This window comes from Bacillus pretiosus (assembly GCF_052947655.1).
This window is the reverse complement of sequence record NZ_CM129593.1, coordinates 1,771,694-1,783,417: the sequence shown is the minus strand read 5'-3', so window position 1 is coordinate 1,783,417 and position 11,724 is coordinate 1,771,694. Positions and strand designations below refer to the sequence as shown.

8 protein-coding genes are annotated in these 11,724 nt (G+C 31.5%); 2 read left to right on the top strand and 6 right to left on the bottom strand.

Features of this window, described 5'->3' with window-relative positions; genetic code table 11:
• Positions 1 to 253: 253 nt before the first annotated feature.
• Positions 254 to 1,675: an AcpB/EbpR/MafR family transcriptional regulator gene (locus ACU8YW_RS09275; RefSeq protein ID WP_088063016.1), complete on the top strand. Its 1,422-nt coding sequence runs from the start codon at positions 254 to 256 to the stop codon at positions 1,673 to 1,675.
• Positions 1,676 to 1,850: 175 nt separating this feature from the next.
• Here the strand turns inward: ACU8YW_RS09275 and ACU8YW_RS09270 are convergent, their stop codons facing one another.
• From ACU8YW_RS09270 to ACU8YW_RS09260, 3 genes are all read right to left on the bottom strand, one after another.
• Positions 1,851 to 2,648: a cell wall hydrolase gene (locus tag ACU8YW_RS09270; protein WP_088063015.1), complete on the bottom strand. Its 798-nt coding sequence runs from the start codon at positions 2,646 to 2,648 to the stop codon at positions 1,851 to 1,853.
• Positions 2,649 to 4,347: 1,699 nt separating this feature from the next.
• Positions 4,348 to 5,013, bottom strand: coding sequence for an aquaporin (locus tag ACU8YW_RS09265; protein WP_088063013.1), 666 nt, complete (start codon positions 5,011 to 5,013; stop codon positions 4,348 to 4,350).
• A 682-nt stretch (positions 5,014 to 5,695) separates the two neighbouring features.
• Complete coding sequence (locus ACU8YW_RS09260) at positions 5,696 to 5,830, bottom strand: hypothetical protein (RefSeq protein ID WP_255288423.1); 135 nt, start codon at positions 5,828 to 5,830, stop codon at positions 5,696 to 5,698.
• A gap of 1,249 nt (positions 5,831 to 7,079) precedes the next feature.
• On the opposite strand from ACU8YW_RS09260, the gene ACU8YW_RS09255 reads away from it, so the two are divergent.
• Positions 7,080 to 7,607 carry a hypothetical protein gene (locus ACU8YW_RS09255; protein ID WP_088063012.1) on the top strand — a complete coding sequence of 176 codons (528 nt, stop codon included), beginning with the start codon at positions 7,080 to 7,082 and terminating at the stop codon, positions 7,605 to 7,607.
• Positions 7,608 to 8,108: 501 nt separating this feature from the next.
• On the opposite strand, the gene nheC is transcribed toward ACU8YW_RS09255, so the two are convergent.
• The 3 genes from nheC to nheA all read right to left on the bottom strand — a co-directional run bounded on the left by nheC (position 8,109) and on the right by nheA (position 11,696).
• Positions 8,109 to 9,188, bottom strand: a complete 1,080-nt coding sequence (gene nheC / locus ACU8YW_RS09250) for a non-hemolytic enterotoxin NHE subunit C (RefSeq protein ID WP_061673168.1) — start codon at positions 9,186 to 9,188, stop codon at positions 8,109 to 8,111.
• 107 nt (positions 9,189 to 9,295) lie between these two features.
• On the bottom strand, positions 9,296 to 10,504 hold the full coding sequence (gene nheB, locus ACU8YW_RS09245; protein ID WP_087982994.1) for a non-hemolytic enterotoxin NHE subunit B: 1,209 nt from the start codon (positions 10,502 to 10,504) through the stop codon (positions 9,296 to 9,298).
• Positions 10,505 to 10,535: 31 nt separating this feature from the next.
• A complete protein-coding gene (nheA, locus tag ACU8YW_RS09240) occupies positions 10,536 to 11,696 on the bottom strand; it encodes a non-hemolytic enterotoxin NHE subunit A (protein WP_046959101.1) in 1,161 nt (386 codons plus the stop codon).
• Positions 11,697 to 11,724: the final 28 nt, after the last annotated feature.

Genomic DNA, 11,724 nt, shown 5'->3' with positions numbered 1-11,724 from the left:
AGCGACTCTTTCTATAAAGTCACATCACTTCCCCATAAAAGAAAGTAATTACAGTTTTGTAGATTTCAAAAGTATAATTAACTGTAAATTTCCACTATAAAAAATATGACAATTTATAAAAAAAACGAAAATTACAACATAAATAAATTGAAGATTTTTTACTAGCCATTACAATCTTATGTTTGTAAAATAAATTCAGGGTATTTTGTAAAGCTATGTAAATTTTTAGGAATAGCTTTAGGAGAGACAATCTATGAATATACTTGTATCAAGCTTAATTTATAACAAATCTGCAAAAAGAAAAATTCAAATCCTTGAAATACTAAGTGGAGAACAAAAATCCATATCCTCCATTGAATTGGCAAAACAAATTAACTGTTCAAATCGGACTATTACAAGTGAAATTAGTGAACTTAATATTTCGCTTCCTGAAACTTGGGATATAATCGGAGAAAAATCTAGGGGCTACATGTTACAAAAACCAACAACTGACAGTCTTTCTCCAATTATTATGTCATCCATAAAAGACAGTATGGTTTTCAAAATCCTTACAGAAATATTCATAAATAAGTATTATTCTTTAGAAAAGTGGTCACAAATTTTATATATAAATAAATCCACATTACGGAGTAATTTAAAGGATTTTGAAAAATCTATATTAACTCCCAATAATTTAGAATTTAAACTAGGCTTGATTAAAATTAACGGAGAAGAAATCAATATAAGATTTCTTTATAAAGCTTTTTTCTTTAGTATAGAACAGTATACAAATGTAATTTCACTACCAAACGATTTAACGGAAAATATTAACAACACTCTTAATTCGCATAATGTAAAAATAGATTCTAATTTATTAAAAGTAATTATTTATGTCTCTATTCAGAGAATTATTGGCAAGCATTTCGCAGATACTAAAATTAAGTTCCCTGTTATTTTTACATTCGAACAATCACTTTGTTTCAATGAAATAATTTCGATCATTGAGGATTACTGTATGGTGAACCTACCTCAGGACGAAATAGACACATTAAATCTTGCTTTCTTTCTTTGTTCAACTAGTATTACGCAACAAAAAGTCAAAACTCTTAAATATCTTGAGAAAAAAAACGAAAACTATTATCAAGATTTTTTAAAGCTTGTGGATATGATTATTTCTAATAATAAAAGACATACTATCAAAAGTGACTATTTAAAATCGGAATTATGTATCTATTTTTATAAACTTTATGTTGCTAAACAGTATAAATTCTCAATGGACTGCTTTTATACACAGCCAGATTACCTAGTTCCCAGCTTAAAAGAAATGTATGATACAAATCATCTTATTATTTCTAAGTGGAATACTACCATCAACGAGAATAAATTTAATGAAAATGACATTAGTCACCTAGCACAACACACAATTCATATTCTTTACTCCACCTATTCCAGAAAGAATGTATTATTTTCTTTTTCAGGAAATCCAGCGTATGCAAAACTTGCCAATATGACTTTAAAGGCACACTTTGAAGAGTCTATAAATATTCATTTAAACCTAGACAATTCAACAAAATACGATCTTATAATTACCAATGATAGAACAACTTCTTACCCTAATGATTCACCGGTTTATTTCATTCATCAATTTATTACTAAAAAAGATATCCAAGATATTAATGATTTACTATTTGATTAAAAGTTCATGCCATAACAACATGGGGTAGCAAACCCTGATTTTCTTCCAAATAAACCGACTCACGCAAAAAAACAAAGTGAGTCGGTTTATTCTTGACATAATGAAATGAATTTTAACACGCAAACGCATATAAATGAAAGATAGTCACAGTTTAATAAACTTCAATTATTATTTATTATTTAGCAAACAGATGATTTCCAATTTGTGCCACAGTTTGACGTGTTGTAATCCATTTGTCAGTGGATGTTTGAGGATTATAGAAATAGAGCCAATCCGAATTTGTTTCTTTGGAAGTGAGAGCCTCTTCTACTGCCATTCTTGCTTCCTGAGTAGCAGGCTGATTAATCCTACCGTCTGTAACAGGAGTAAATGCATAACCGTTTTTAATGGGTTCATAAATTACGTCTTTAATTGTATTTGGAAAGCCATTAGTGTTAACCCGATTTAACACTACCTTTGCAACCGCAACCTTCCCTGCATAAGGTTCCCCTCCTGCTTCTGCATTTACTAATCGAGCCATTAAGTCCACTTCTTGTAATGAAATACCAGTATTGATCTTTAAGTGCTGACCGACAAAAATATGATTTCCGTCTATTTTATTGTTTTGTTTTATAGACTCTATTGAAACCTTATATTGTTGTGATATAGAACTTAATGTATCTCCGCTTTTCACCTGGTAAATTGCTTGATATGTATTAGTTGAAGCTGTTGAAGTATTCTTTTGAACATACTCGTTTGCAGTTGACGATCTTGGTATTGTTAAACGTTCTCCAATATTAATTTGATCATTTGCTTTGCTATTAGCTTGTTTAAGTAATTGTACGGATACTCCATATTGTTTACTTATCGCTTCCATAGTATCATTCTTTTGAACCGTATAGACTGTTGAAGCTGCAGCCCCTACTGGATTTGATATTATTGTAATCATTGCTGCAGATAGTGGTAACCAGGTTTTCACCTTACATAACTTCATTCAAAAAAACCTCCTAAAAATATTCAAATAAGCTTTATTATGTTTAAGCTGAAAACAAATCAAGCTAGTTATAGCGTAACAAAACATATAATTTTAGTCATTGCATTTGTATTTCTATATACATAGTTGAATTGCCGATGATATTAAAATGAATTATTATCGTTTAGATTTCAATAGAACCGTATAATCTGTTCTAATTCTCAAATTAAAAATGGTGAATATAGAGACTTTAATTTTTAACGTATTCCCCGAAAGAATTCTCCTTCCTCAAGCATGTGAAGAGCGTAGCCCAACGATAGGTGGGATAATTGTTTCGGTTTGGCATAGCCAAAAACTTTTGATAAATTAGCTATATGAAGTTCTTTGATAACTTGATATAGAAGGTTGCAGGAAGAAAATAGAGTGCGAAAACCAAGCCATTCGGTTCCTCCGTAAAATATCAACCGTACCAAAAGAGCGCCTATGCGTTGAACATCTAGGGTTGGAACACCCCGAAGTAACGCTCAGGGAGACGAAAGGTTACTTTCGTCTCGGAACTTGAGAAGCTCCCACTTTAAGTTTTGCTAAGTGGCGAGTAGTTTACATCCCGCTTTTTAAATAGAAAACCCCTCAATAGTATTGAGGAGTTTTCTTAGTAAACAGTTCATAAACTAACACTTATAATCAGAAAGTATACATCTCCTATGAAAACATGGAGATACTTAAGGATTAAATCTATTATTTCATGAAAAAAACTTTAAAAATAATATAAAATTTCCTGTTACAAGCAAAAATAGGTTTCCTAAAATTTATCCTTATGTGTTAAAATGCATGTTTATATTTCAAGCATTACTATTCTCATTAATTGTATTGAACCTATTTTAAATACCTATTATTAATCTAGTCAAAAATATTTCTTAATTAGCTACAAAAAAAAAAACATACATTGGATATGTTTGTTTTTTTGTATACAAATTCTTTAGGCACATGAGACGAATACCAAAGAAAAACTTCTTATATTTATTCTATCAAAGTAATTCTTCAAAAAAATTAATGATTTTTCTCTTGATACGGAAATTTCGCATCACATTATTCTTATTTTTTAAATCATTTTTTAATAATACACAAAGGTACATCATTGATTCTAATAATAATCAATTTCGAATATCTGAGTTTTTCATATTAGCAAAAGTAAAGGAGGAAGCAAGATAGATTCTCTATTTATATTGGAAGAAACCTCTTCTGGCTAGGAATGCAGAAGAGGTTTACAATAAGGGATCTTGCTCTTGCAATTTTTAAGGAGACAACCTATTTAGTTGTCAGTTATTATTATTACACAGATCCTTTTCAATAAGTTTTCTTAAATTTCCTTATTAGAGGAAAAAATGAAAACGTTTAACAAATCCCATTAAGTTATAATATAATTGCAAAGATGGGAAAGCAATAATAGATATTATGACACGGAAAAATAACCGATACTCAATTCGAGTACCGGCTATTTTTGTATTTATATAGAAGACTCACTAAATTAATGAATTTTATTGACTCTACATATTTTCTTATATTAAATGAAAATGCCTCCAATTCCAATTGGAGGCATTTTCAAATCATGGCAAAATATAACGTTTTCTCTTACTACTTGAAGTGGATACTATTAATTATCACATCAAGCTATCTTTATCACATTATAAGACAACGTGTTTATTAAAAATAGATAATGTTATTTCTCAGTATTCAATAAAGATTTCCCCACCATAGCAGCAGCGATTCCACCTAAGGTTGGAGCAATAATGAATACCCATAATTGAGAAATAGCTTCTCCACCAGCAAATAATGCTGGTGCAAAACTACGTGCAGGATTAACAGAAGTTCCTGTTAATGAGATACCTAATAAGTGCACTAACACTAAAGTAAGACCAATTACAATTCCAGCTAAATTAGTAATCCCCTTGTTACCAGTTACAGCGATAATAACTAAAATAAAGACAAATGTTAACACGAATTCAACTATGAATGAACCCGATGCCCCTAAATTTCCAAAACTATTCTGACCTAAGTTACTTAATGTCATTCCCGATGATTTTAAAATGGTTACTAAGGTTACAGTTCCTAATAAAGCACCTAAGATTTGTGCTACTATATAATACGCAAGCTCCTTAGCCGTCATTCGTTTATTTATAAACATGGCAATAGATACCGCAGGATTAACATGGCAACCAGAAATTGTTCCAATGCTATATGCCATAGCAACAATTGATAATCCAAAGGCCATCGCAATTCCTAAAATACCGATTCCTTCCACTCCTCCACCTATTACAGCTGTTCCAGTTCCAAATAGTACCAATACAAATGTACCAATACATTCAGCAATTGCTTTGTTTATCATGATTTTCCTCCTTTAAATATGCATGAAACGATTTTATAGGGTTTTAAATCGTTTCATGCTAATTAAGTTCTCTTTAATAGAACTACAAATTAAAAAGCATTCACTTTTATTACAAGTGAATGCTTTTTAAAACACAGTGAATAAGATACTGAACTTGAATAAATACAATACAGTTCATAAAAAACTCAATTAAATTATAACAAACACAAAATAGTATTTTCGCTACATTTTTTCCGGTTAAGCGGTAAAATTATAACGAAAATTATTTATTTTGACTTTTTTATCCTATCGTTACCAATACCTATTCCACTAATTAATCTACATTACCTATAATAAACTTCTCATATTTAAGAATAGTAAAAAATTCATAAGTAACCTCTGGTTCTACATAGATTACTGTTTTTGTCTGATTTCCTATTTCTATTGTTACTACCGAATTTCAGTATACAACATGAACTTATAGAAACAGTAAAGGTTAATTCAAATGATAAATACAAATTTTAATTCAATTAATGTCACCTTCCGTTAACTTTCCTGAAAAGTATATAATTGGGGTTTTTGTTTTAGTTAGAAAACAAATGATTAATAAATTTTTTAAGAAGATCCGTAATACGGCTCTTTTTTATTAATAAAACTAATTCAAATAAAGCTTTTGTTTAATTACCTTTCAGTGTTAGTTGTTTCATGTCCCTAACCCCATTGAACGAGATATAATTTTCTTCTTATCTGCCTGCCCCATGGTTAATGCAGCGATTTCTTCATGTACTCGTCTTCTATGGGACTGGCGACCACCTGCTTCGCAAGCACATGATCCCAATGGATACCTACTATCCACTCCAATACCGTTTTGAGTTACCCCTGTTCCGTTACACGCGTAATCGTCACCCTTTCTTATTACAACCTCGAAATTACGTTCTAATATCTAAGCTACTGAAAAAGCTAAGTTGTTATGGCGAGCAATGCTTAAATGTAGTTTGTTAAAGGTATATAACAATCATTTATCAGAAAGTCCAATCTTTTAACCTGTTGGCTGTCTTACTAAATGCACTTCTATTTTTTCAAGTACATCGATTTCTATACCGAATTCCCCATCTGCTATTTTCTAATGTACTTCCCCTATATTTTTTCGATATCCATAATGCTTGCCAACCACTTTTATTAAATCGAACAATATTTTCATTTCAATCCTTCTAACAGTCGGATTAACGTAGCATATTGAGCAAACTGTTATCATTTTTTCTTCAATCGTTCATTTTCTGATTCAATGATAGGTTTTTCTTATTCTGTGCTGTAGCAGATAGGACATGTCGGATAACCACCGTTTATTCCTTTTACACATAATTTCTTAAACGGATTTTATGATTTTTACTTTTAGTACAGACATCAGAACTCATACTGGAATTCACTTTTTTGACTAAATGTTTTATTACAGGATTCGTTTCTATTTGAATGACTTCCATTCTTGTCATCTGAAGCTTAGACCCTATTTTCTAACAAGATAGTTATAACTGCAAAAGAACGTCCTTAACGTAAGATGCAACTAGACTTTCAAATTAAAAATTATTAACATACGCATCTCACATTACTTTGGATATTGCCTTCTTATAATCCAATCGTTCTATTCATTACTTTTTTACGCTTTACAAAGGAAAAATGTATAACAAAATGGATGACCTTAATTTGTTATACTTACTTTAAATATTTTATTTGAGAGATATAAAGATGAAATAATTCAGGACTTATAACTGGGTTTTAATCGTCGATAATGAACAAATCGCTTTCAAATCTTCAGAAGTGTTGGACATTAGCAAGAGGATTGTAGAGATATAATACCAGGATATTAAGAAAATCAAATTTAAGAAACCTAAGTCACTAACTAACGGTTATATTCACTTCGAATTGATTAGTAAATCGGGTACAAAAAGAATTAAATTAGAAGTAACAAGAGAAGAAAACGCCGTATTTTTCACAAGGAAGCTAAAAAGCTGGTTGAAAGTCATCTGTAAACGAAGGAGCATAATAATGAAAAAAAATTACTTACAGCATTAACTTTTAGCGCATTACTTATGGGGATGGTTGCTTGTAACCCAGATGAGAAAACTACAACTGAATCAAAGTCATCTGAACCTACATACAAAAAGGATGAAACAAAACCAAAAGGGAAATTAGCATTTCAGGATATGACTACAGATCAATATCTGCAAAACTACAACAATATTAAAGACGATTCAGTTAATCAAGGTATTCAAATACTACCTTTTAATCTTGAATATGAAGAAAGCACTGAAACTCATCGTTTTTATTACACAAAAGCTGAAGATAGTACATCAGAAGCTAAATGGGTTAGTGTGAGCCTGAGAAGAGATGATAAAACAATTAACAGTATTTTATATAATGGCGCTCCAGACCTAGACACTGTTAAAGCCATGATAAAAGCTACAGGGTTAACATGGTCAGACAAACTAGATAGAATGGTTGAAGGAAATGAATCAAATAAAGATAGCAATGAGATAGTAGTTGATGCTGTAAAAATCTCTATTTTCGGAAGTCCTACTACTATCAATGTTTCAATCGATGCACCGGCAAGCATTTAACATGGTTAATATCAATTCGGAGGAAGGCACCTTAGGGTATCTTTTTTCCCTATTCTGCTGCAAATGATTAGGGTATTACACTAATAATAAAAAAGAGCTATAAAATATATTATTTTTATACAAAAATAATATATTTTATAAGATTGAAAACAATTTACTTATTTCAACTTCTACCTTTACTTTGTTTAATAATTACTCTTTAATTTACTTGGAGAATACCATTTTAATTCAAAAAATGATCTCGTTACATTCTTTAAGACCATTGAAACTTTCTTAACATGGTTAAAAGTGAGGGGATCGGCTTAAAAATGGACTTAGCGTTGTAAATCCCCATTTTTCTGATGGTACCCCATCAGAAATTCATCTATGTTATTAGTATCAATTTGTCTAAATGTTATTAATAACATAGATAAAAAACACAGAAAATTTATATATCAAATTACAAGTCCAACTCTCACAAAAAACAGGATAAAAAAATAAACAGCGGAACTAGTCCACTGTTTACTTCGCCACGCCTTCATGTAATTTTTCTGTATAATCTTTTACATCTTTCCAGCTATCTTTCGCTGTATGTAAATCTTCTTTTATGAAGGTAAATTCTTCAGGGCTGATTCCTTTTACGTTTTGCAGTAAATTATTATACTTTGCCCCTACTGTATACCATTGATTTGATATATTTTGCAATGCTGTAATTGCTGCATCAATTGTTTCAGTCATATTTGTTGTTTTATTTTTTACATCTGTCAATATTGCCACTTCAGCTTGTGCGCCAGAAATTCTATCTTTTAAATTGGAGATTTCTCTTTCTGCATTTGCGATATCTTTTTTTGCAATCGCAATCATCGGTCCGCCAGCAAGACATGTTATTAGTGCTACGCAAAGTACGCCACCAGCAATGACCATATCATTACTCTTTTTGATTGAATCGTTATATGTATTTATTTGTTGCTCTAGAGCTGGAATGCCAGCATTCGTACTTGCTAAAATTGCTGTTAATTGATTTGTATCCTCTTTAAAACTATTTGTGTCTTTCGCCATTCTATCGCGAAAAGCTTTCAAATCCCCTAATAATACATCTACCTCATTTTGATTCTTTACAATATCCGCATACAACTTTTCTAAATCCGCTTTTAATTTTCCACTATCCTTTTGTTCAATCGCTACTAGCATGCTATTATAATACGCTTGAAAAGTATTATTGTAATTAATAATATTTTGATCTGTTTTCATAATTTGAGGCTTCATATAATTTAACCAATACGCTGCGTTAATTTTTGCATCTCTTTGGTGCTGAATCATATTTCCTTTAAACTCACTATTAATGGAACTTATTTTACTCAAATCAGTCTCTTGCTGATTTTGAATTAATTTTGCATATGAATCCATTGCAAATATGCTCGATGTCGTTTGCGCCATAACATCTTGGAATCCAGCTGGCCCTAGCGAATAATTTTCCGCACTTTCTTGCAATGTTTTTACGTTTTGTTCTGCTGCAAAAGGATGTAAAGGAAATGCGTTACTCGTTGCCACTCCAGCAATCATTAACGTTAAAAGACATTTTTTATAAAATCGTTTCTGCATACTTTTCACCTATTTTCTTTATAAGGGTATAAAAAGCTCCTGCTCACAACTGAACAGGAGCTTCAAATCACTCATCAATACTTAACGCTCTAACGATTCGTATCCGATTATGCTTTTTTCGTATCTACTACTTTAATATCTTCAGCATAAATCTTTTCTGCATAGTCTTTAATGTTTTTCCAGCTATCTTTCGCAATGTTTAAATCTTCTTTAATGAAAACAAGGTCGTTTGGACTAATTGAATCTACATTTTGAAGTAAAGAATTGTATTTTGATCCCATTGTGTACCATTGGTTTGAAATGTTTTGCAACGCTGTAATTGCAGTATCAATTGTATTTGTTAAATACTCCGTTTGTGTTTTAATGTTCGTTAACCCAGCTACTTCTAATTGAGCAGTTGTAACTTGTCCTGTTATTTTTTGAATTTCAGCTTGTGCATTATCAAGTTCTTTCTTCGCTAATACGATTCCAGCTGTACCACCGCCTACAGCTGCGGCACCACCTGCAATTAATGCGACTCCTAGCGGCGTTCCTGCACCTGTAGCAATAACTACTGCACCACCGATAATTGCAATTGGTCCTAGTGCTGTTGCAACAGATGAACCGATAATAATTGCATTATATTTACTAATTGCTTCATTGTACGTTGTAATTTGATTTTGCAGAAGCGGAATTCCAGCATCTTGACTAGCTAATATAGATGTAATTTGATTTGCATCACCTTTAAAGTTTTGCGTATCGGACGTCATTTTGTTTCGGAATTTTTTTAAGTCTTCTACTAACTGATCTACTTGCGCTTTATTTTCATTAATACTACTTGATAATCTAGTTAACCCTTTCGTAAGAGTCGCTTTATCCTTCGAATCCACCGCAGCAACTAACGTATCATAATAGTTTTGGAATTTCGTATTGTAGTTAATGATATTTTGATTCGTTGAAATAAGCTGCGGCTTTAATACATCTAACCATTGTTTCGCATTTCCTCTAGCTGTATCCTGGTGCTGAATTACTTTCCCTTTTAAAGCCGTATCAACAGAGGATACATTACCAAAGTTAACATTCCCTTGTTTAATAATTGTTAAAGCGTACAGATCCATTACTAAAGCGTTTGAACCTGTTCTTTCCATTGCATCTTTTAGGCCTTCTGGTCCTAATGAGTATTCTTCATAGTCATTATAAGCTTTTGCTACCGCATGAATTGGAGCTTGTTTCACTGTACTTTCAGCTGCATACGTATGAGCTGGCATGATATTTCCTGCTGCAAATACTGCCATAAGTGCTGATAGAGCCATTACTTTATAAGGTTTTTTTGTCATTTTTCTTCTCTCCCTATATCGTTACTTATTTTTAATGTACTTCAACGTTTGTAACGTAATCTTCAAATTGATTCGTTTGTTTATTCATTTCATCACTTACTTTTTTAATTTGATTGAAATGTTTTTGAAGTAAACTACTATCTGTATATGTGCCTTCTTCAACATTCTTTTGAATTTGGATCATATTATTGTTTAAAACTTTCCAATCCGTTAATAACGTTTCTAAAGTTGTAATTTGACGATCGATTAGTTCTGTAAAGCTACTTACTTGATCTTCAACGAATGTAATTTGTGTCGCCTCTGCTTCAGTTTGTGATAACTTTTGAATAAGTGGTAGTAGCTCTTTTTGCTTTTGCTGAATGCGAAGAGCTGCTTCTCTCGTTTGACTATCTGCAGCATTTACAATTTCATTACTTAAAGTACCGATAGAAACGAAATCAATTGTTTTCGTTTGCGCAGTTTGATTTGTAATTGTAAATACTTGTTTACCGATATTAATAGAACCTTTAATAATTTCTTGAGGTCTATTCAAAATAGTCGTTAATTCCGCTTGGATTTCTCCTTGAATTCTTTTAATATCTTCTCTTAATTTCACAATATCTCCACTTGATCCTTGCAGTGTTTTTATTGCTTCATCAGCTTTAAGTGATAAGTTGCTACTATCTTTGTCTAATACCGTTTTAAATCGATTTAACTCTAATAAATCTTGCTCCATACTCTCTTGGATGCTTTGTACTTGCAATTGTAATTTTCCATATGCATTTGTAAAATCTGCTTTTGCCTGTTCATCTTCATTGACGTTTCCTGCTAGTTCATAGAGCTTACTATAATAACTATTAAATCTAGTACTATATCTCATCATCTCTTGATTTAAATCGATTAGCTTCGGATTATATTCATCAATCCACTCTCTTACATTTGCCTTTGCAAACTTTTGATGATTCGTCAAACTACTCATCGCATTCACCTTAATGTCTGGCTGCTGTAAAATCACTAGTCCATATGCTTGTATAAGCGGTGACTGTGATCCTAACATTCTAATTGAATTGGATAATGTATTTGGAGCAATTACATTTTGTGCATATACTGTTTTCACTTCTGTTTGCCCTTCCTTAGCGTAAGCGCTTACAGGAATAAAACAACTCGTAGATACTGCTGTAACCAATAACCCTGTAATTAAAGTCTTTTTCACTTTAACTCCTCCTATGTATTAGCAACTA

What these genes read in the sequence shown, in the direction of transcription:
- nheC (WP_061673168.1), bottom strand. Translation starts at nt 9,188, where the DNA reads ATGCAGAAACGATTTTATAAAAAATGTCTTTTAACGTTAATGATTGCT.
- ACU8YW_RS09270 (WP_088063015.1), bottom strand. Translation starts at nt 2,648, where the DNA reads ATGAAGTTATGTAAGGTGAAAACCTGGTTACCACTATCTGCAGCAATG.
- ACU8YW_RS09275 (WP_088063016.1), top strand. Translation starts at nt 254, where the DNA reads ATGAATATACTTGTATCAAGCTTAATTTATAACAAATCTGCAAAAAGA.
- ACU8YW_RS09255 (WP_088063012.1), top strand. Translation starts at nt 7,080, where the DNA reads ATGGGGATGGTTGCTTGTAACCCAGATGAGAAAACTACAACTGAATCA.
- ACU8YW_RS09265 (WP_088063013.1), bottom strand. Translation starts at nt 5,013, where the DNA reads ATGATAAACAAAGCAATTGCTGAATGTATTGGTACATTTGTATTGGTA.
- nheB (WP_087982994.1), bottom strand. Translation starts at nt 10,504, where the DNA reads ATGACAAAAAAACCTTATAAAGTAATGGCTCTATCAGCACTTATGGCA.